Here is a 19,115-nt window from a genome sequence, read left to right as displayed (position 1 = left end):
TATGCCCTCATTGCATAAAACACGCTTATGAATTCGGCAGGTTTTCGTTCGTATCAACAACCTGCCTCCCGACTCGGAGACGCAGGTTTATGAAGCAACTGTCCGACGTAAAATTTTCCACCCTCGATCTGGTGCCGGTGCGCGAGAACGGCAGCCCGGCGCAGTCGCTGCGCAACTCGCTGGACCTGGCGCAGCATGTCGAGAAATTCGGCTACACGCGGTTCTGGGTGGCTGAACACCACAACATGGACGGCATCGCCAGTTCCGCGACCTCGGTTTTGCTGGGCTATCTGGCGGGCGGAACGTCGACCATTCGTGTCGGCTCCGGCGGCGTGATGCTGCCCAACCATGCGCCGCTGGTGATCGCCGAGCAGTTCGGCACCCTGGAAAGCCTGTATCCAGGGCGGATCGACCTCGGTCTGGGCCGCGCGCCCGGTTCCGATCAGATGACAGCTCGGGCGCTGCGCCGCGAACGCTCCGGCAGCGCCGATGATTTCCCCGAAGACGTCGCCGAACTGGTGCGCTACCTCGGCCCGCGTACCCCGGATCAGCGTGTGATTGCCATGCCGGGCACCGGCACCAATGTGCCGATCTGGTTGCTCGGTTCCAGTCTGTTCAGTGCGCAACTGGCCGGTGAGCGCGGTTTGCCTTACGCCTTCGCCTCGCATTTCGCCCCGCGCTTCATGCACGAGGCGATCCGCGTTTATCGCAATCACTTCAAGCCGTCGGCGGTGCTCGACAAGCCCTATGTGATGCTCGGTGTGCCGCTGGTGGCTGCGGATACCGATGAACAAGCCGATTACCTGGCGACCTCGGTGTACCAGCGCATTCTCGCGTTGATGCGTGGGCAGAGTCTGGTGCAGCGTCCGCCGGTGAAAACCATGGATGGCCTGTGGTTGCCCCATGAGCGTGAGGCGGTGGGGGATTTCCTCGGTCTGGCGATGGTCGGCAGCCCGCAGAAGATTCGCGCCAAGCTGGAGGTGTTGGTTGAACAGACACAGGCGGATGAGCTGATTTTTACCAGTGATTTGTATGAGCATGCTGATCGCGTGCATTCCTACGAATTGCTGGCACAAGTCATGAAGGGATAACGCGCGGCCCCCCGTAGGAGCTGTCGAGTGAAACGAGGCTGCGATCTTTTGATCCTTGTTTTCTAAAGCAAGATCAAAAGATCGCAGCGTGCCGCAGCTCCTACATGAGACACAAAAAAGCCGACGCATTGGCGTCGGCTTTTGTATTTCAGGCGCGATCAACCGCGTTTGTAGACGATTTCCTTGGTGCCACCTTCGCAGGTGCCGACCACTTTACCGTCAGCCGCTGCGCCTTTATCGACAATCTCCAGCGAGTAATTGGACGCACCTTTGGCATCAATTTTCGCCGCGATCTCGCTTTTCAGCTCTTCACAAGGCTTGCCGGCAGCAAACGCACCACCGGCAAGGCTCAACAAACCTACTGCCAACATGAACTTCTTCATCGGTCGCACTCCCTGGTCGGATTAAAAGAGGCGGGCATCGAGCGTTGACCCGATGCACTCACCCTGTAGCGCTTTGCCATTCCTATGGCACTCGGCCAGCGCGCAAGTTCAGAAGACTAGACCAAACTCAGCTGCTGGCAATGCGGAAGCCGACTTTCAGCGTCACCTGAAAGTGCGCAGCCTTACCGTCCTTGATATGGCCACGGGTGTCGACCACTTCAAACCACTCAAGATGCTTGATGCTCTTGTTGGCTTCGGCCAGCGCGTTGTTGATGGCGTCTTCGATGCTGCTGGCGGACGAACCGACCAGCTCTACTTTCTTGTACGTGTGATGGTCACTCATAACGATCTCCTTGGCGTGTGGATTTGAGACTAGCAGTGAATCTGCACTGTTGATTTCGGTGGCTTTGCGCAGGCGAAGTTCAGATTTTCTGCACTTTCTCAAACCGCTGAAGTCCCAACCAACACACGCCACTCATCACCAATGCAGGAGAGCCACCATGGCCAACACCTCTTTACGTAAAGCCTCGTTGCAAAGCATGGAAGCCGAGATCGAGAGTCTGCTCAAATCGTTGGAAAGCCTGAAGGACGACGCTTCGGACGAGTCGCGCAAGACCCTCAAGGCGCTGAAAAGCAATGCCGAGAGCGCGCTGAAACATTCGCGTCACCTGCTCAGCGATGCCTATGAAGAAGTCAAAGTGAAAACCCGCGAAACCGGGATTGCCACCCGTGATTACGCCCAGGAGCATCCGTGGACGACGGCCGGTGTGGCGGTCGGTGCGATTGGTCTGCTCGCGGCTTACTTGCTGTTCAAGCGCGGCGAGTGATCGCTCTGGCGCAGCTCGTTCTTGAGCCATTGCGCCAGTTGCCGGGCGCGCCCGTCTGCGGCGCGCTTGGGTAGCCACAACGCCAGTTGCGCCGGGGTTTCACAGAAGCCCCACGGCGCAACCAGGCGACCGGCCTTCAAATCTTCCGTCACCAGCGGCTCAGGCGCGATTGCCACGCCAAGGCCTGCCACTGCCGCTTCCAGCAAGTAATACAAATGCTCGAAACCTTGCCCCAACTTCAATGCTTTGGCATCGAGGTGGTTTTGCTGTGCCCAACTTGGCCAGGCTTGCGGGCGGGAAGTAGTGTGCAGCAGCGGTTCATTAAGCAATGCTGAGGCTGGCGCGCTTTGCAGGCGTTGGTAACCACTGAACAATGGGCTCATGACCGGGCCGATGCGTTCTGCCGCCAGTTCATAAACCTGCATATCCGCAGGCCACGGTGGTTCGGCGAACAGCAGCAAAGCGTCCAGTCCCGGGCGGCGAGGATCGAGATCGCCTTCACCCGCCGACAGGTGCAGACGCAAGTCCGGCAGATCCGCATTCAATCGCCCCAGACGCGGAATAAACCAGCGGGCCAACAGACTTCCAGAGCAACCCAGGACGAACGGCGCATCAGCGGTGCTTTGCGTCAGCTCTGCACAGACGCTGCGCAACCGGTCGAACGCTTCGCCACTGGCATCGCGTAATCGCATGCCGGCATCTGTGAGTTTCAAGCCGCGCCCATCCTTGACGAACAGACTGACACCCAGGTGCTCTTCCAGCACCTTGAGCTGACGACTGACCGCTCCGTGGGTAACGTGCAGCTGTTCGGCTGCCTGACTGACACTGTTCAGCCGGGCGGTGGCTTCGAACGCACGCAAGGCGTTCAGCGGAGGAAGGTCGTGGCTCATGGTATCTGTGAGTTTTCCTGACAGGTTGTGGCGATCTTATCGGTTTTCAGCCTGGAAGGTCAGGGGTAGAGTGGTCGTCATTGTCTTTTGACCCGAATTCACCTGGAGCGACCCATGACCCAGACTTCGAACACCTCTGATCTGCGTAACGGCCCGGACGATAACGGCCTGTTCGGCTCGTTCGGTGGCCGTTACGTGGCAGAAACCCTGATGCCGTTGATCCTCGATCTGGCCCGCGAATACGAAGCGGCCAAGGAAGATCCGGCATTCAAAGAAGAATTGGCCTACTTCCAGCGTGATTATGTCGGACGTCCGAGCCCGCTGTATTTTGCTGAACGCCTGACCGAGTTCTGCGGCGGCGCCAAGATCTATCTCAAGCGCGAAGAGCTGAACCACACCGGCGCGCACAAGATCAACAACTGCATCGGCCAGATCCTGCTGGCGCGGCGCATGGGCAAGAAACGCATCATCGCCGAGACCGGCGCCGGCATGCACGGCGTGGCCACTGCCACTGTTGCGGCACGTTTCGGTCTGGATTGCGTGATCTACATGGGCACCACTGACATCGAACGTCAGCAGGCCAACGTGTTCCGCATGAAGCTGCTGGGCGCTGAAGTAATTCCGGTCGTGGCCGGCACTGGCACCCTGAAAGATGCGATGAACGAAGCGCTGCGTGACTGGGTGACCAACGTCGACAGCACCTTCTACCTGATCGGCACCGTGGCCGGCCCACATCCATACCCAGCGATGGTTCGCGACTTCCAGGCCGTCATCGGCAAGGAAACCCGCGATCAGTTGCAGGCGCAGGAAGGTCGTCTGCCGGACAGCCTGGTGGCGTGCATCGGTGGCGGCTCCAACGCGATGGGCCTGTTTCACCCGTTCCTCGACGACAAGAGCGTTGAAATCATCGGCGTTGAAGCGGCGGGTTACGGCATCGAAACCGGCAAGCACGCGGCCAGCCTGAATGGTGGCGTTCCGGGTGTGCTGCACGGCAACCGTACTTTCCTGCTGCAGGACGACGATGGCCAGATCATCGACGCCCACTCGATTTCCGCCGGCCTCGACTATCCGGGCATCGGCCCGGAACACGCCTGGTTGCATGACATCGGCCGCGTTCAATACACCTCGGTGACCGACGACGAAGCCCTCGACGCGTTCCACAAATGCTGCCGTCTGGAAGGGATCATTCCAGCACTGGAAAGCGCTCACGCCTTGGCTGAAGTGTTCAAACGTGCGCCGAAGCTGCCTAAGGATCACCTGATGGTGGTCAACCTCTCCGGCCGTGGCGACAAAGACATGCAGACCGTCATGCATCACATGGAACAGTCTAAGCAGGAGAAACACTGATGAGCCGCCTGCAAACCCGTTTTGCCGACCTCAAAGAACAGAACCGCGCCGCGCTGGTGACCTTCGTCACCGCCGGTGATCCGGATTACGACACTTCCCTGGCGATCCTCAAGGGCTTGCCGGGCGCGGGCGCCGACGTGATCGAGCTGGGCATGCCGTTCACTGACCCGATGGCCGACGGCCCGGCGATTCAACTGGCGAACATCCGTGCCTTGGGCGCCAAGCAGAACCTGGTGAAAACCCTGCAAATGGTTCGCGAGTTCCGTGAAGGCAACAGCGACACGCCGCTGGTGCTGATGGGCTACTTCAACCCGATCCACATGTATGGCGTGCCGCGCTTCATTGCTGAGGCGAAAGAGGCCGGTGTCGATGGCCTGATCGTGGTCGACATGCCGCCTGAGCACAACGCCGAACTGTGCGATCCAGCTCAGGCGGCCGGTCTGGACTTTATCCGTCTGACCACGCCGACCACTGACGATGCGCGTCTGCCGAAAGTGCTCAATGGCAGCTCCGGTTTTGTTTACTACGTGTCGGTCGCCGGTGTGACCGGTGCTGGCGCGGCGACGCTGGAGCATGTCGAAGAGGCGGTGACTCGTCTGCGTCGTCATACCGATCTGCCGATCAGCGTCGGTTTCGGCATCCGTACGCCGGAGCAAGCAGCGGCCATCGCACGTCTGGCCGATGGTGTGGTGGTGGGTTCGGCATTGATCGATCACATTGCCAACGCGACCACGCCAGCTCAAGCCGTCGACGGTGTGCTGAGCCTGTGTTCGGCGCTGTCCGAAGGCGTGCGTAAGGCCCGCGTCAGCTGAAGGTAAAGTTCCTGATACAGAGGAATTAGCGCCTCCCGGCACAGACTAAATGAGCAAGACCGAGGGCTTCAGAACATCGTTCTGAAGCCCTTTTTGCTGTTTGTGCCGTGAGGAAAGACCCGATGAAAATGCCGAAACGTCTGATTGCCGGACTGGGCGTGCTGATGATCAGCGCGACGCCGCTGCTGGCCAGCGCCGACCCGCGCGATGATCACGACCACGGCGGCCCGCAGCAGGGCCATTACGATAACCGTGGCGACAATCACGGTGACGATCACCGTGGTCCGCAAAATGATCATCGAGGTGGCCCGCCACCGCGTGACTTTGGTCCAGTGCGCCAGACCATCCGCGACAATCATGGCTACTTCGTGCGCGGTGCACCGCCGCCTCCGGGGATTCATCTGGAGCGTGGCCGGCCGTTGCCGCACGGCTATTACGGCGAGCGTCTGGATAATCGCGCGTTAGGTCGTTTGCCGGTGTATCCGGGCTACGAATGGCGCCGGGCGGGGGGCGACATTGTGCTGATCGCGGTGGGTACCGGGATCATTTACGAAATTCTCGATGGGGTTTTGTACTGATCTGCAGGCAATAAAAAAGATCGCAGCCAATGGCTGCGATCTTTTTTTCAGGGCAATTCCAGTCCGCCCGAGGCTTTGTGCAATTTGCGCAAATGCGCGCCGATCTGCTTCACATTCTCCTCGCTGGCGGCAATCTCGGCAGCGCGTTTGGGCTCCAGCAACTTGCGCACTTCTGCGTCCAGATCACCGGACAGTGCCAGCAGCTTCTTCTGCCGCTGGCTGCTCTCGGCTTCGAGTCGATTGAATTCGGTCGGCTGTGGCAATCCGTAGCCCTTGGAGTCGAGCAATTCCGCCGGACGGCTAAGAAATCCGCTGTTGGCGAGAATCTCCTGCAAGGTCGCATTGGCCTTGTCCATACCGCCGTTTTCCAGCTCCCGTGCGCCGAGGTAACGCTGCTTGACCTCATCCTGAGCCAGCAGTAACTGGCGTCGATAACTGGCCTGCTCCAACAGCAGCAGGGCGGCGCTGGTCCGTAAGTCGGCGCGTTCGAACCATTCACGGCGCTCTTCGGCTGTCAGTGAAAGCCATTCCTCAACGGTGTTCTGCTTGATCGGCAATTGCTTCTTCAGCACATCGAACATCGCCTGATAGCGATCGCGGAACGAGTCGAAGCGGTAACCCAGACGCAACGCTTCTTTCGGATCATCCAATACGCTGGTATCGGCGAGACCGCGGCCCTTGAGCACTTCCAGCAAACCGTTGGGCATGATGCTGTCGAGGCCGGTGAGCTGCGCGTTGTTACTGCCGCTGCGCAACAGCTTCAGGCCTTCTACCGCACAGTTGTTGGAGAGGAAGAAGTAGTTGCCGTCATAGCTCCAGTGCATCTCGGCGGCGTGTTCGACCACGCCTTCGATCTCGTCCCGTGACAGGTTCAGCGGCACGGAAGCGAGGCTGCGCAGTTCGGTCTTGGTGTATTCGTCGATGACCTGCGCGAGCGGCAGCACGAACAGCCGCGACGGGTATTTGCCGACCAGTCCGTCCCAGCTCGACAGCTGTACATCGCCGACAAAGGCGCGGTAGGACAACACCAGATGCTGGTCCAGATCGAGCCGGCAATCCGGCCCGCGCGGGCGACCCGGTGCGCAGATCACCAAGCGCAACATGCTGTGGCCCCAGCGGCTGACCCAGTTCTGATTGGCCTCGGCCAATAGGTAGTCAACGGCGTAGACCCGCTCGGGATCGACCTGCCCCAAGGGTTGCTTGGCGAAGTCGTTGCCGGCATTGAGGAAGGAGAAGGTCTTGCTGCAGGCGTCCTTGGCTGGCGGCGCCCAGCCGAAGTGCTCCTGGTAATAGCGATACAGCGCCGGGCGACGGCAGGCATAGCTCGGGTCGAGGAGGAAATACTCCATGTTGACCGCGACGAACTCCTTGGGGCTGGATATTTCGTACAGGTCCGGGCTACGCGCGATCTGCCGGTTGTGTTGTTCGCGTTCACCCCGACGGCCGACGTATTGCTGCCAACCGGCGAGGTCGAGCAGGCGCGGGTCATCGCTGAGGGTGAAGCGCCGGCCGTTCTGACCGCGACACTCGTCGGGTATGCCGATCAGCCCGGCGCTGTTGAAGCGTCGGGTGCAACGCTGGATCAGCGTGCGTTCGGCAGTCGGCCACAGGCGCGCGCGATCATAAATGTGGGTGATTTCATGCAGCACCGTGGCGAGCAGTTCCTGACGCACAGTGCCGTGGGGGCGATTGGTTTTTTCCTTGGCCGCGCTGCCATCGGTAAGGCTGGCGAGCAGTTTGCGATTCAGATCGAGTTCGGCGACCAGCGTTGCCTGGCCGTAGGCGTTGGCGGGCATGTCGTCGGTCCAGCCGACATCGATGCGCCGATCCAGCCGCTCGATAAAGCTCGGCGGCAGCTTTTGCATCGCCTCATCGATCAGCGCCTGGCTGGCCTGTTGTTGGGCGGGGCTCAGACCGTCGGTCTTGAGCTGCAATTGCAGGCCGGCGTGGGCGCTGTTGCCAAGCAACAACAACGCCCCGGCCAGCAGCCAGGTGCCGAGTGACTTCACAGTGCGAGTATGGCTTCGGCGAGCACCTGATCACTGGCGTCACGCGCTTCCGGCACGCGGGTGCGCAAGGTATTGATCGCCGCCTCCAGATGCGCGCCACGGATATCACCGTTAGTAGCGACGAAACTGGCAGCGTCGTCGTGTGCTTCGCGGATGATTTTCGAATCGCGAATCGACGTGGTGGTGTCGGAGGTGAAATCGATGGTGCGCTGGGAGGCACGAACGATGATGTTACTGGTGGCTACCAGGGTGTGCGCCTGGGCCACGTCGGCCAACAAAAACAGGCCAAGGGCGGCAGCAATCAGCGGGCTACGCATGGAACGACTCCGAAGGGGCAAGGATAACGGGGGTACAGGATAACTATTGGACGAGAATTGCCTCTGCCAGTTCAAGGTCGCTGACATGAAGTTTCGGCCGGGTTTTGCGCAGGTAATGCAGCGCGGATTCCAGACGGGCACCTCGCCATTCACCGTCACTGGCAACAAATGCAGCCGCGTCATCGTGAGCGGCGAGCAGCAGTTTACGGTCGAAAGGCGCGGAAGACACCATGCTGGTGGCGTAACCACTGACGACGGTGCCTTGCGTCGATGCGTTGAAAGCATCAAAGGCATTGACCGGCGCCGTCCAGCAGGCGGTGAACAATAGGGAGGGAATCAGTAGATTTGGAAGAAAGCGCATCGGACTCGGTAATTTTTGGTGAGCCCAAAGGCTAGCGCAATGCCCGGGCCAGAGCCAGCGCCGAAACATCGGGACACGACGGGCGTGTCCCGATTTGCACCTGACGCTTAGATCGTCAGGATGGCTTGCGCCAGTTGTGCGTCAGTGGCTTGCAGCTGTGGCGCCTGGTGACGGATGTGATCCAGTGCGCTTTCCAGTTTCACGCCACGGATTTCGCCTTCGCTGGCCACGAAGCTGGCGGCGTCGTCACGGGCGGCAAGGACAATTTTGTCGTCACGGAACGACGAAGTGACGTCGGAGGTGGCGTCGGAAGAGGATTTCAGAGCGCCGACAACGGCGTCGGTGGTCACGATGAAGCTGGTGGCGCTGGCGTTGGCAGCCACGGCCAGCAGGGCGGCGGCACTGAGCAGACGAAGACGGGACATGATGTAACTCCTGTGGATAAACCGTAGAGAGAGGTGGCTCGGTATCTGAGGAGTCAGACGCCAGTGACACAGCATTCGCCACGTTCTGTGTGGATATTAGGCCTGCTTTGCGGGATTCGCACAGTGGGCAGAATGCTAGCGCCAGAAGGGTTTATCCAGTTCATGGAGGCGATCGGCGTGGCTGAGGCCAAGATCGGCGAGGTCACGGCCATCCAGTTGAGCCAGCAGTCGCCGCGTTCTGGCGCGTGCCAGGCTGACCCGAAGCCCTAGAAACAGGCGACGCAGAGCGTTTGGGCGAGGGTAGGGCTGGCTGAAGTTTTCTGAAACATCCTGTAAGTCATTCATGACGTGTTCCTTATTGCCGGTGAAGGCGGAAGGTCATGTTGAGCCTGGGACAGAAGAAGAGGCAGATACAGCGGGATGAAATTGTACTTGTCCAGACTTCTATTTTGTTTAACTGTACTGGTCGGCAATCCAGATAGCTGTATTGAGATTTCCAGAGCCTAGAACGACAAAACCCGTCGTGGTTTCCCACGACGGGTTTTGTTTGTTCAATTCGGGTTGCTGGCGGTGGGTCTAACGACCAGAGCCAGCGACGCTACTTAGCGCCAGAACGGCTTGCTCAGCTCTTCGTAGCGTTGTGCTTCGCTGATACCGGCGTCAGCCAGCAGACGCGAATCCAGACGAGCCAGTTGATGGCGGCTGGAGATGCGGCGCTGCCACAACATCAGGTTGGCGATAACGCGCAGAGGCAGGGAAGCCTGGGTGTTTACAGCTTTGTCTTCGAAGAACAGTTCGGAACTGAGTGTACGTTCCATGGTTGACATCCTTCCGCTTGTGGCGGGATCAGGTAGTGGTTTGACTGGTGCCCATGATCCTCTCGTTTGCCAAGTCTCTCTAGATACAGTTCAACTGTATTGTGAGTGACCAGTTAACTGTTTATAGGGGGTGTACGGGTCAAAATTGAGCAAACTGTACCTGTCCGCACTTAAGTGGTGCATTTTTGCTCAATTCACTCGGAAAGGTAGGCAAAGCCTGTAGGAAATGACCAGTACAGCAGTACAGTTTTTGTCAGGTAGGGGGCTTGAGAAAGTCCGCCGACGCAAACTGTGTTTGCGTCGGCGGTTTATCTGTGTGAATCAGACCGCGAGCATGCGCCCGGTTTCTTCCAGGTTGATGTGCCAGCTCAACGCTTCACGCAGGATGTGCGGGGTGTGGCCACCGATTGCACAGGCCTTCGTGAAGTAATCATTCAGCGCCTGACGGAAGTCCGGATGCACACAGTTATCGATGATCACTCGTGCACGCTCCCGTGGCGCCAGACCGCGCAAGTCCGCCAGACCTACCTCGGTCACCAGAATGTCGACGTCATGCTCGGTGTGGTCAACGTGGCTGACCATCGGCACCACGCTGGAAATCGCGCCGCCCTTGGCGATCGACTTGGTCACGAACACCGCCAGGTGCGCGTTGCGCGCGAAGTCACCCGAACCGCCAATGCCGTTCATCATCCGCGTGCCGCAGACGTGGGTGGAGTTGACGTTGCCGTAAATGTCGAACTCCAGCGCCGTGTTGATCCCGATGATGCCCAACCGACGAACCACTTCCGGGTGGTTGGAGATCTCCTGCGGACGCAGCACCAGTTTGTCCTTGTACTTCTCCAGATTGCCGAACACGTCGCTGTTGCGCCGCTCCGACAACGTAATCGAGCTGCCCGAGGCAAAGCTCAGCTTGCCGGCATCGATCAGGTCGAAGGTCGAATCCTGCAGCACCTCGGAGTACATGGTCAGGTCTTCGAACGGCGAATCGATCAAGCCACACATCACCGCGTTGGCGATGTTGCCGATCCCCGCCTGCAACGGGCCGAGCTTGTTGGTCATGCGTCCTGCGTCGACTTCCTGCTTAAAGAAGGTGATCAGGTGATCGGCGATGGCATTGGTGTCGACATCCGGCGACGACACGGTGGACGGCGAATCGGCCTGCTGAGTGATGACGATGGCGACAATCTTCTCCGGCGGAATCGGAATCGCGGTGCTGCCGATGCGATCATCGACTTTTACCAGCGGGATCGGCGTGCGCGTCGGGCGGTAAGTCGGGATATAGATGTCGTGCAGACCTTCGAGGTTGGCGTTGTGCGCCAGGTTGATCTCGACGATCACCTGTTTGGCGAAAATCGCGAAGCTCGCTGAGTTGCCCACTGAAGTGGTCGGCACGATGTGGCCTTGCTCGGTGATGGCTACGGCTTCGATGACCGCGATGTCCGGCAGCTTCAGTTGCTGGTTGCGCAGTTGCTCGACGGTTTCCGACAGATGCTGGTCGATGAACATGACCTGGCCGGCGTTGATTGCCTTGCGCAAGGTGCTGTCGACCTGGAACGGCATCCGCCGCGACAGCACGCCGGCTTCGGTCAGTTGCTTGTCGAGGTCGTTGCCCAGGCTGGCGCCGGTCATCAGGCTGATCTTCAGCGGCGTGACCTTGGCCCGCTCGGCCAGTGCGTGAGGGACTGCTTTGGCTTCGCCGGCACGGGTGAAACCGCTCATACCGACGGTCATGCCGTCCTCAATCAGAGCGGCGGCGTCGGCGGCGCTCATCACTTTATCCAACAACGAAGGCAGGCGAATACGGTCACGGTACATGGATTATTATCTCGGGAAGCGAGTAGCAGGATGCGCAGTCTAGTGAATTTGACGGGCGCCTGTCCCGCTACCAAGGTCGCAAACGAGGCGTCTATTTAGCGGGTTTGAAGTAAAACACCGTTACTGGATCTGCAACAACGCGGCATATTGTCCGACGGTTTGCGCAAACAAAAACGCCCCGACGAGTCGGGGCGTTCGCTATTGCAGCGGGGGTATTATTCGACCGCTTTGACCATGTCTTCGATGACTTTCTTCGCGTCGCCGAACACCATCATGGTCTTGTCCAGATAGAACAGTTCGTTGTCCAGACCGGCATAACCGCTGGCCATCGAGCGCTTGTTGACGATGATGGTCTTGGCCTTGAACGCTTCGAGGATCGGCATGCCGGCAATCGGCGATTTCGGATCGTTCTTCGCGGCCGGGTTGACCACGTCGTTCGCGCCGAGCACCAGCACCACGTCGGCCTGGCCGAACTCGGAGTTGATGTCTTCCATCTCGAACACTTGGTCGTAAGGCACTTCGGCCTCGGCGAGCAGAACGTTCATGTGCCCCGGCATACGGCCGGCAACCGGGTGGATCGCGTACTTCACGGTCACGCCACGGTGAGTCAGCTTTTCGGTCAATTCCTTCAGCGCATGCTGTGCACGCGCTACTGCCAAGCCGTAACCCGGCACGATGATCACGGTGTCGGCGTTGGTCAGCAGGAAAGTTGCGTCGTCAGCCGAACCGGATTTCACCGGACGGGCTTCTTTCGCACCGGCAGGACCTGCATCGGCCGTATTGCCGAAACCGCCGAGCAGTACATTAAAGAAGGAGCGGTTCATCGCCTTGCACATGATGTACGAAAGGATCGCACCGCTCGAACCCACCAGGGAGCCGGCAATGATCAGCATCGAGTTGTTCAGTGAGAAGCCGATACCGGCCGCCGCCCAGCCGGAATAGCTGTTGAGCATCGACACCACCACCGGCATGTCGGCGCCGCCGATCGGGATAATGATCAGCACGCCCATCACGAACGCCAGCGCGAGCATCAGCGCGAACGCGGTGAGGTTGCCGGTGAACATGAAGGTCAGGCCGAGTGCCAGCGTCGCCAGCCCCAGCACAGCGTTCAGTTTGTGCTGACCGGCGAACTGTACCGGTGCGCCCTGGAACAGACGGAACTTGTACTTGCCCGACAGCTTGCCGAACGCAATCACCGAACCGGAGAAGGTGATAGCGCCAATCGCAGCGCCGAGGAACAGCTCCAGACGGTTGCCCGCCGGAATCGAGTCGCCCAGCTGTTTAACGATACCCAGCGATTGCGGCTCAACAACTGCGGCGATCGCGATGAACACCGCTGCCAGACCGATCATGCTGTGCATGAAGGCGACCAGTTCCGGCATCTTGGTCATTTCAACGCGTTTGGCCATGATCGAACCGGCGGTGCCGCCGACCAGCAGGCCAACGATCACGTAACCGATACCGGCGGTCGCTAGCTCGGCGCCCAACTTATAGATGAGACCTACGGTGGTCAGGATCGCCAACGCCATGCCGAGCATGCCAAACAGATTGCCGCGCCGCGAAGTAGTCGGGTGCGAGAGGCCTTTGAGGGCCTGGATAAAACAGATCGACGCGATCAGGTAGAGCGTCGTGACGAGATTCATGCTCATTACTTCGGCGCCTCTTCTTTTACTTTCGGGGCTTTCTTCTTGAACATCTCAAGCATGCGGCGGGTGACCAGGAAGCCACCGAAGACGTTGACCGCCGCCAGTGCCACGGCGAGGGTGCCCATGGTTTTGCCCAGCGGCGTGACGGTCAGTGCGGCCGCGAGCATGGCGCCGACGATCACGATCGCCGAGATGGCGTTGGTCACTGCCATCAATGGCGTGTGCAGCGCAGGTGTAACGTTCCAGACCACGTGGTAACCGACATAAATCGCCAGCACGAAGATGATCAGGTTGTAGATACCGGGGGAGATAAGCTCTTCCATCGTCTGAATCCCTGCTTAGGCGTTTTTGCGGATGACTTGGCCGTCGCGGCACATCAGGCACGCGGCGACGATGTCGTCTTCGAGGTTGACGTCGAACTGGCCTTCTTTGGTGAACACCAGCTTGAGGAAGTCCAGCAGGTTGCGCGCGTACAGTGCCGAGGCGTCTGCAGCGACTTCACCGGCCAGATTGGTTGGGCCACAGATGGTCACGCCATTCTCGACGACGACCTGATCGGCCACGGTCAGCGGGCAGTTGCCACCCTGAGCAGCGGCGAGGTCGATGACCACCGAGCCCGGTTTCATCTGCGCCACAGTCTCCGCGCTCAACAGCGTCGGTGCCTTGCGCCCCGGAATCAGCGCGGTGGTGATGACGATGTCGGCTTGTTTGGCGCGTTCGTGCACGGCCTGGGCCTGACGCTGCATCCAGCTCGCTGGCATTGGCCGCGCGTAACCGCCGACACCGACGGCGCATTCACGCTCTTCATCGGTCTCGTAAGGCACATCGACGAACTTGGCGCCGAGGGATTCGATTTGCTCTTTTACCGCCGGACGCACGTCGGACGCTTCGATCACCGCACCCAGACGTTTCGCCGTGGCAATTGCCTGCAACCCGGCCACTCCGGCGCCAAGAATCAGTACGCGCGCCGCTTTCACGGTGCCCGCAGCGGTCATCAGCATTGGCATGAAGCGAGGGTAATGGTGGGCGGCCAGCAACACAGCCTTATAGCCGGCAATGTTCGCTTGCGAAGACAACACATCGAGACTCTGCGCGCGCGAGGTGCGCGGCGCCGCTTCGAGGGCGAACGCGGTAATCCCGCACTCGACCATCTTCGCGATGGTTTCGTTGTTGAACGGGTTGAGCATGCCCACCAGCACCGTACCGCGCTTGATCAGCGTCAGTTCGGCATCGCTCGGGGCGACCACTTTGAGAATCAGCTCGGCGCCAAACGCGTCATTGGCACTGCCAATGGTTGCGCCTGCCGCTTCATAGGCACTGTCGACCACACTGGCTTTTACGCCGGCGCCGGTTTGCACAGTGACCTTATGACCTTGGCTGATCAGCTTTTTAATGGTTTCCGGGGTTGCAGCAACCCGTGTTTCACCGGTCTGGGTTTCGAGAGGAACACCAATGTGCACGTCAAATCTCCTGCGTGATCTTATTGAGTAAACCCATGCACTACGGATGGTGCGACTGGGGCGGCCGATCAGCACGATCCCGCCAAATCAGGGCGGGGCGCGGCATTTTGCAGGCGAACTTTATGCCCTTCAAGGGATTATGACGGGTGACGGAAAATTAACTACAAGTCATGCCGTGACCGAATGTCGCAGATGGCCAGCTGAATCCCTTGCAGGCCGTGCCTTGTAAGGATTCTGGCCGAATATGAAAAAATTTCTCATCGGTGGCGTGAATAGGCAGCAATGCGTCGCCGATGAAGGCTCAAAGCCACGTCGGCAGGCGCTTGTGGGACGTCTGTACGACTTTCGGATACAGTCTGTGAAATTGCGACAAATAGTTATATCTGTAGGGCTTTTAAATTCCTGACTACGGGGTTAGCTATCGTTGTAGGCCTTTATCCTTCTAGGCTGTAGCTCTGCGCCTGGTTTACCAGCCAGTCACGAAATGCTTTCAGTGACGCCGATTCGACCTTTCGCTCTGGAATCATCAGGTAATAGGCCTTGATGCTCGAGAGTGCTTGCGGGTTGGCAATCACCAAACGTTTCTCGGCCAGTTCGCGCTGGATCAGGAACGGTGGAATCAGCGCAATGCCCATGTCGTGCATCGCGGCCTGGGCGAGCATTGAGAATAGCTCGTAGCGCGGACCTGTCATGTCGCGGGGGATATTCAGGGCCTGCGAGTTGAACCACTGGCGCCAGGCGTAAGGGCGCGTGGTCTGTTGCAGCAGTGGCAGATCGGCAATCTCATCGGCTGTCAGAAGCGTCTCGTTTCCGAGTAGGGCCGGGCTGCACACCGGCATCGGATTTTCACCCATTAGCCTATGGGATTCGGTACCGGACCAGTCGGCATCGCCGAAATAGATCGCGGCGTCGAATTCGGTATCGGCAAACAGAAAGGGCCGGGTGCGGTTGGTCAGGTTGACCGTGACTTCCGGGTGTTTGAGCTGGAAATCCTTGAGCCGCGGTAGCAGCCATTGCGTGCCGAAGGTCGGCACCACCGCCAGTTCGATCACGTTGGTGCCTTGCTGGCCCATCACCGACAAGGTGTCGCGTTCGACTGCATCCAGTTGCGTGGCGACACGGCGACTGTAGGAAAGTCCCGCCTCGGTTAGTTTTACCCCGCGTCGCGAGCGTCGGAACAGTTCCACACTGAGGAACTCTTCAAGGCTGGCGATCTGTCGGCAAATGGCGCCTTGGGTGAGGGAAAGTTCTTCAGCGGCCCGGGTAAAGCTCTCGTGGCGTGCGGCAGCTTCGAAGCTGATCAGGGCGGTGGTGCTGGGAATCTTCCTGCGCATGTACGTCAACCTCACTAATGCGCCGCATAAAAGGCATTTCGCGACGTTTCGAAGTGAGAAATTAGCACAACAGAATGCGAAATCCTCGTTTGCCGCGACGGCGAACCGCGCCTAGGATCAATGCCACGTTAATTCACCCGATTTGCGAGGGCACACTCATGGGCGGTAAAGCTAGCTTCAACTGGATCGATCCCCTGCTGCTGGATCAACAGCTCACCGAAGAAGAGCGCATGATCCGCGACACCGCCGAGCAGTTTGCTCAACAGAGCCTCGCACCGCGTGTTCTTGAAGCTTTTCGGCATGAGAAGACTGACCCGGCGATCTTCCGCGAAATGGGTGAAGTCGGCCTGTTGGGCGCGACCATCCCTGAGCAATACGGCGGTAGCGGCCTCAACTATGTCAGCTACGGTCTGATTGCTCGCGAAGTGGAGCGTGTCGACTCTGGCTACCGCTCGATGATGAGCGTGCAGTCCTCGCTGGTGATGGTGCCAATCAACGAATTTGGTACTGAAGCGCAGAAACAGAAGTACCTGCCGAAGCTGGCCTCTGGCGAATGGATCGGCTGCTTCGGCCTGACCGAGCCGAATCACGGTTCCGACCCAGGTGCGATGATTACTCGTGCACGCAAAGTTGACGGCGGCTATAGCCTGACCGGCGCGAAGATGTGGATCACCAACAGCCCGATCGCTGATGTGTTCGTGGTCTGGGCCAAGGACGATGCCGGCGACATCCGTGGCTTCGTGCTGGAGAAGGGCTGGAAAGGCCTGAGCGCTCCGGCGATTCACGGAAAAGTCGGTCTGCGCGCGTCGATCACCGGTGAGATCGTCATGGACAACGTGTTTGTGCCGGAAGAGAACATCTTCCCGGACGTGCGCGGCTTGAAAGGCCCATTCACCTGCCTTAACTCCGCACGTTACGGCATCTCCTGGGGCGCACTGGGTGCTGCCGAGTTCTGCTGGCACACCGCTCGCCAGTACACCCTGGATCGTCAGCAGTTCGGTCGCCCATTGGCCGCCACTCAGCTGATCCAGAAGAAACTGGCCGACATGCAGACAGAAATCACCTTGGCCCTGCAAGGTTGCCTGCGTCTGGGGCGTATGAAGGATGAAGGTACCGCTGCGGTCGAAATCACCTCGATCATGAAGCGCAACTCTTGCGGCAAATCGTTGGATATCGCTCGTATGGCGCGCGACATGCTCGGCGGTAATGGCATCTCCGATGAGTTCGGCGTGGCCCGTCATTTGGTCAACCTCGAAGTGGTGAATACCTATGAAGGTACCCACGACGTCCACGCACTGATCCTCGGGCGTGCACAAACCGGTCTGCAGGCGTTCTATTAATAGGAGAGCGACCATGGGCGCGCTGTCGCATCTGCGGGTACTGGATCTATCGCGAGTGTTGGCCGGGCCATGGGCCGGGCAGATCCTCGCCGACCTTGGCGCCGAGGTGATCAAGGTCGAGCGCCCGGGCAATGGTGACGACACTCGCGCCTGGGGGCCTCCTTTCCTTAAGGACGCCTATGGCGAGAATACGTCGGAGGCGGCTTATTACCTATCGGCGAACCGCAACAAGCAATCGGTGACCATCGACTTCACGCGTCCTGAGGGGCAGAGGCTGGTGCGGGAGCTGGCGGCCAAGTCGGACATCCTCATCGAGAACTTCAAGGTCGGTGGGCTTGCGGCTTATGGTCTGGATTATGAGTCGCTGAAGGCGATCAATCCGAATCTGATCTATTGCTCGATTACCGGTTTCGGCCAGACCGGGCCATATGCCAAACGTGCCGGCTATGACTTCATGATTCAGGGGTTGGGAGGGCTGATGAGCCTGACCGGTCGTCCCGAAGGTGATGAAGGTGCCGGGCCGGTGAAGGTGGGTGTGGCGTTGACGGATATCCTCACCGGTCTGTATTCGACGGTGGCGATTCTGGCGGCGCTGGCTCATCGCGATCACGACGGTGGTGGTCAACACATCGATATGGCTTTGCTGGATGTACAGGTTGCGTGTCTGGCTAACCAGGCGATGAACTACCTGACGACGGGCAATGCCCCGAAGCGCCTGGGCAATGCGCATCCGAACATCGTGCCTTATCAGGACTTTCCTACGGCCGATGGGGATTTCATTCTTACCGTGGGCAATGACGGGCAGTTCCGCAAGTTTGCTGAGGTGGCGGGGCAACCGCAGTGGGCTGACGATCCGCGCTTCTCTACCAATAAGCTGCGGGTGGCCAATCGGGCGGTGTTGATTCCGCTGATTCGTCAGGCGACGGTGTTCAAGACAACTGGCGAATGGGTTGCTGAACTCGAGCAAGCGGGTGTCCCTTGTGGGCCGATCAACGATCTGTCGCAGGTGTTTGAGGATCCGCAGGTAAAAGCGCGTGGCCTGTCGATAGAGCTGCCGCATGCGTTGGCGGGGATGGTGCCCCAAGTAGCTAGCCCGATTCGTCTGTCTCAGACGCCGGTTGAATATCGCCGAGCGCCTCCTCTATTGGGTGAGCATACGCTGGAGGTTCTGCAGAGTGTGCTGGGCTTGGGCGCGGGGGCGGTGGCTGAGTTGAAGGCGGCTGGGGTGCTCTGACAATCCCTTCTATATAGAAGGGATCGTGTTTTCTAGCTATCTATGGATGTTTCTGGTCGCTTTTTAACCAATCTGCAAGTGATTGAAAGAAAAGCGCAATTAACGGTTGACGGCAGATTTCAGATGTCTATAATTCGCCCCACTTCCGGCGCAGTCGAAACGGAAAACTCCTTAAGATTCAATGAGTTATGTAGGTTTCGGCAGCAGGTTGCTTCAGTTCATCGAAGCCGAAAGGAAGTTGAAAAAGAGGTGTTGACAGCAGCGTGTAACGCTGTAGAATTCGCCTCCCGCTGACGAGAGATCGGAGGCGCAAGTGGTTGAAGTTGTTGAAGAATTCTTCGAAAACTTCTGAAAATAATCACTTGACAGCAAATGAGGCTGCTGTAGAATGCGCGCCTCGGTTGAGACGAAAGATCTTAACCAACCGC

General features: G+C 59.0%; 21 protein-coding genes. 7 read left to right on the top strand and 14 right to left on the bottom strand.

The window, feature by feature from the left end; all coding sequences use genetic code 11:
* Positions 1-89: 89 nt before the first annotated feature.
* Positions 90-1,091 carry an LLM class flavin-dependent oxidoreductase gene (locus M5G26_RS15220; protein ID WP_034152274.1) on the top strand — a complete coding sequence of 334 codons (1,002 nt, stop codon included), beginning with the start codon at positions 90-92 and terminating at the stop codon, positions 1,089-1,091.
* A 158-nt stretch (positions 1,092-1,249) separates the two neighbouring features.
* On the opposite strand, the gene M5G26_RS15215 is transcribed toward M5G26_RS15220, so the two are convergent.
* The gene (locus tag M5G26_RS15215; protein ID WP_134178483.1) at positions 1,250-1,474 is read right to left on the bottom strand and encodes a DUF1161 domain-containing protein; all 225 of its coding nucleotides are present in this window, start codon (positions 1,472-1,474) and stop codon (positions 1,250-1,252) included.
* A 127-nt stretch (positions 1,475-1,601) separates the two neighbouring features.
* The gene (locus M5G26_RS15210) at positions 1,602-1,817 is read right to left on the bottom strand and encodes a dodecin (protein WP_007911688.1); all 216 of its coding nucleotides are present in this window, start codon (positions 1,815-1,817) and stop codon (positions 1,602-1,604) included.
* A 157-nt stretch (positions 1,818-1,974) separates the two neighbouring features.
* Between M5G26_RS15210 and M5G26_RS15205 the strand changes: the two genes are divergently transcribed.
* Positions 1,975-2,301: a DUF883 family protein gene (locus M5G26_RS15205; protein ID WP_007911686.1), complete on the top strand. Its 327-nt coding sequence runs from the start codon at positions 1,975-1,977 to the stop codon at positions 2,299-2,301.
* On the opposite strand, the gene M5G26_RS15200 is transcribed toward M5G26_RS15205, so the two are convergent.
* Positions 2,274-3,191: a LysR family transcriptional regulator gene (locus M5G26_RS15200; RefSeq protein WP_273915856.1), complete on the bottom strand. Its 918-nt coding sequence runs from the start codon at positions 3,189-3,191 to the stop codon at positions 2,274-2,276. The genes M5G26_RS15205 and M5G26_RS15200 overlap by 28 nt on opposite strands.
* Positions 3,192-3,305: 114 nt before the next feature.
* Here M5G26_RS15200 and trpB point away from each other — a divergent pair, with 114 nt between their 5' ends.
* From trpB to M5G26_RS15185, 3 genes are all read left to right on the top strand, one after another.
* Positions 3,306-4,538, top strand: a complete 1,233-nt coding sequence (gene trpB, locus M5G26_RS15195; RefSeq protein ID WP_110718260.1) for a tryptophan synthase subunit beta — start codon at positions 3,306-3,308, stop codon at positions 4,536-4,538.
* Positions 4,538-5,350 (top strand): tryptophan synthase subunit alpha, encoded by an 813-nt coding sequence (gene trpA, locus M5G26_RS15190; protein WP_273915855.1) that lies wholly within the window; start codon positions 4,538-4,540, stop codon positions 5,348-5,350. The genes trpB and trpA overlap by 1 nt, the downstream gene beginning before the upstream one ends.
* 122 nt (positions 5,351-5,472) lie before the next feature.
* Complete coding sequence (locus M5G26_RS15185; RefSeq protein ID WP_273915854.1) at positions 5,473-5,928, top strand: anti-virulence regulator CigR family protein; 456 nt, start codon at positions 5,473-5,475, stop codon at positions 5,926-5,928.
* Between the two features lie 47 nt (positions 5,929-5,975).
* Here M5G26_RS15185 and M5G26_RS15180 read toward each other — a convergent pair whose 3' ends face one another.
* The 11 genes from M5G26_RS15180 to M5G26_RS15130 form a co-directional block, all read right to left on the bottom strand.
* Positions 5,976-7,937 carry a DUF7844 domain-containing protein gene (locus M5G26_RS15180; RefSeq protein WP_273915853.1) on the bottom strand — a complete coding sequence of 654 codons (1,962 nt, stop codon included), beginning with the start codon at positions 7,935-7,937 and terminating at the stop codon, positions 5,976-5,978.
* Positions 7,934-8,254, bottom strand: a complete 321-nt coding sequence (locus M5G26_RS15175; RefSeq protein WP_122604763.1) for a DUF2388 domain-containing protein — start codon at positions 8,252-8,254, stop codon at positions 7,934-7,936. Before M5G26_RS15175 ends, M5G26_RS15180 begins: the two co-directional genes overlap by 4 nt.
* A gap of 43 nt (positions 8,255-8,297) precedes the next feature.
* The gene (locus M5G26_RS15170; RefSeq protein WP_122596922.1) at positions 8,298-8,615 is read right to left on the bottom strand and encodes a DUF2388 domain-containing protein; all 318 of its coding nucleotides are present in this window, start codon (positions 8,613-8,615) and stop codon (positions 8,298-8,300) included.
* 107 nt (positions 8,616-8,722) lie between these two features.
* Complete coding sequence (locus M5G26_RS15165; RefSeq protein WP_007911658.1) at positions 8,723-9,040, bottom strand: DUF2388 domain-containing protein; 318 nt, start codon at positions 9,038-9,040, stop codon at positions 8,723-8,725.
* Positions 9,041-9,175: 135 nt separating this feature from the next.
* Positions 9,176-9,385, bottom strand: a complete 210-nt coding sequence (locus M5G26_RS15160) for a DUF1127 domain-containing protein (protein ID WP_273915852.1) — start codon at positions 9,383-9,385, stop codon at positions 9,176-9,178.
* A gap of 257 nt (positions 9,386-9,642) precedes the next feature.
* Positions 9,643-9,858: a DUF1127 domain-containing protein gene (locus M5G26_RS15155; protein WP_007911656.1), complete on the bottom strand. Its 216-nt coding sequence runs from the start codon at positions 9,856-9,858 to the stop codon at positions 9,643-9,645.
* Positions 9,859-10,179: 321 nt separating this feature from the next.
* A complete protein-coding gene (locus M5G26_RS15150; protein ID WP_095119610.1) occupies positions 10,180-11,673 on the bottom strand; it encodes an acetyl-CoA hydrolase/transferase family protein in 1,494 nt (497 codons plus the stop codon).
* A gap of 215 nt (positions 11,674-11,888) precedes the next feature.
* On the bottom strand, positions 11,889-13,322 hold the full coding sequence (locus M5G26_RS15145) for an NAD(P)(+) transhydrogenase (Re/Si-specific) subunit beta (protein WP_007911651.1): 1,434 nt from the start codon (positions 13,320-13,322) through the stop codon (positions 11,889-11,891).
* Complete coding sequence (locus M5G26_RS15140; protein ID WP_003187417.1) at positions 13,322-13,642, bottom strand: NAD(P) transhydrogenase subunit alpha; 321 nt, start codon at positions 13,640-13,642, stop codon at positions 13,322-13,324. The genes M5G26_RS15145 and M5G26_RS15140 overlap by 1 nt, the downstream gene beginning before the upstream one ends.
* A 15-nt stretch (positions 13,643-13,657) precedes the next feature.
* Positions 13,658-14,779: a Re/Si-specific NAD(P)(+) transhydrogenase subunit alpha gene (locus tag M5G26_RS15135; protein ID WP_273915851.1), complete on the bottom strand. Its 1,122-nt coding sequence runs from the start codon at positions 14,777-14,779 to the stop codon at positions 13,658-13,660.
* Positions 14,780-15,213: 434 nt separating this feature from the next.
* The gene (locus M5G26_RS15130; RefSeq protein ID WP_273915850.1) at positions 15,214-16,113 is read right to left on the bottom strand and encodes a LysR family transcriptional regulator; all 900 of its coding nucleotides are present in this window, start codon (positions 16,111-16,113) and stop codon (positions 15,214-15,216) included.
* Between the two features lie 158 nt (positions 16,114-16,271).
* Here M5G26_RS15130 and M5G26_RS15125 point away from each other — a divergent pair, with 158 nt between their 5' ends.
* Positions 16,272-17,453 carry an acyl-CoA dehydrogenase gene (locus tag M5G26_RS15125; protein WP_007953903.1) on the top strand — a complete coding sequence of 394 codons (1,182 nt, stop codon included), beginning with the start codon at positions 16,272-16,274 and terminating at the stop codon, positions 17,451-17,453.
* A gap of 13 nt (positions 17,454-17,466) precedes the next feature.
* Positions 17,467-18,687: a CaiB/BaiF CoA transferase family protein gene (locus M5G26_RS15120; RefSeq protein ID WP_273915849.1), complete on the top strand. Its 1,221-nt coding sequence runs from the start codon at positions 17,467-17,469 to the stop codon at positions 18,685-18,687.
* Positions 18,688-19,115: the final 428 nt, after the last annotated feature.

The organism is Pseudomonas sp. TNT2022 ID642, assembly GCF_028656995.1.
Taxonomy (GTDB): Bacteria; Pseudomonadota; Gammaproteobacteria; order Pseudomonadales; family Pseudomonadaceae; genus Aquipseudomonas.
Note: the sequence above shows the minus strand (reverse complement) of the source record. Positions and strands in the feature narration are given on the sequence as shown.

Coding starts and splice junctions, on each gene's coding strand:
- M5G26_RS15220 (WP_034152274.1), top strand. CDS start 90: ATGAAGCAACTGTCCGACGTAAAATTTTCCACCCTCGATCTGGTGCCG.
- M5G26_RS15215 (WP_134178483.1), bottom strand. CDS start 1,474: ATGAAGAAGTTCATGTTGGCAGTAGGTTTGTTGAGCCTTGCCGGTGGT.
- M5G26_RS15210 (WP_007911688.1), bottom strand. CDS start 1,817: ATGAGTGACCATCACACGTACAAGAAAGTAGAGCTGGTCGGTTCGTCC.
- M5G26_RS15205 (WP_007911686.1), top strand. CDS start 1,975: ATGGCCAACACCTCTTTACGTAAAGCCTCGTTGCAAAGCATGGAAGCC.
- M5G26_RS15200 (WP_273915856.1), bottom strand. CDS start 3,191: ATGAGCCACGACCTTCCTCCGCTGAACGCCTTGCGTGCGTTCGAAGCC.
- trpB (WP_110718260.1), top strand. CDS start 3,306: ATGACCCAGACTTCGAACACCTCTGATCTGCGTAACGGCCCGGACGAT.
- trpA (WP_273915855.1), top strand. CDS start 4,538: ATGAGCCGCCTGCAAACCCGTTTTGCCGACCTCAAAGAACAGAACCGC.
- M5G26_RS15185 (WP_273915854.1), top strand. CDS start 5,473: ATGAAAATGCCGAAACGTCTGATTGCCGGACTGGGCGTGCTGATGATC.
- M5G26_RS15175 (WP_122604763.1), bottom strand. CDS start 8,254: ATGCGTAGCCCGCTGATTGCTGCCGCCCTTGGCCTGTTTTTGTTGGCC.
- M5G26_RS15170 (WP_122596922.1), bottom strand. CDS start 8,615: ATGCGCTTTCTTCCAAATCTACTGATTCCCTCCCTATTGTTCACCGCC.
- M5G26_RS15165 (WP_007911658.1), bottom strand. CDS start 9,040: ATGTCCCGTCTTCGTCTGCTCAGTGCCGCCGCCCTGCTGGCCGTGGCT.
- M5G26_RS15160 (WP_273915852.1), bottom strand. CDS start 9,385: ATGAATGACTTACAGGATGTTTCAGAAAACTTCAGCCAGCCCTACCCT.
- M5G26_RS15155 (WP_007911656.1), bottom strand. CDS start 9,858: ATGGAACGTACACTCAGTTCCGAACTGTTCTTCGAAGACAAAGCTGTA.
- M5G26_RS15150 (WP_095119610.1), bottom strand. CDS start 11,673: ATGTACCGTGACCGTATTCGCCTGCCTTCGTTGTTGGATAAAGTGATG.
- M5G26_RS15145 (WP_007911651.1), bottom strand. CDS start 13,322: ATGAGCATGAATCTCGTCACGACGCTCTACCTGATCGCGTCGATCTGT.
- M5G26_RS15140 (WP_003187417.1), bottom strand. CDS start 13,642: ATGGAAGAGCTTATCTCCCCCGGTATCTACAACCTGATCATCTTCGTG.
- M5G26_RS15130 (WP_273915850.1), bottom strand. CDS start 16,113: ATGCGCAGGAAGATTCCCAGCACCACCGCCCTGATCAGCTTCGAAGCT.
- M5G26_RS15125 (WP_007953903.1), top strand. CDS start 16,272: ATGGGCGGTAAAGCTAGCTTCAACTGGATCGATCCCCTGCTGCTGGAT.
- M5G26_RS15120 (WP_273915849.1), top strand. CDS start 17,467: ATGGGCGCGCTGTCGCATCTGCGGGTACTGGATCTATCGCGAGTGTTG.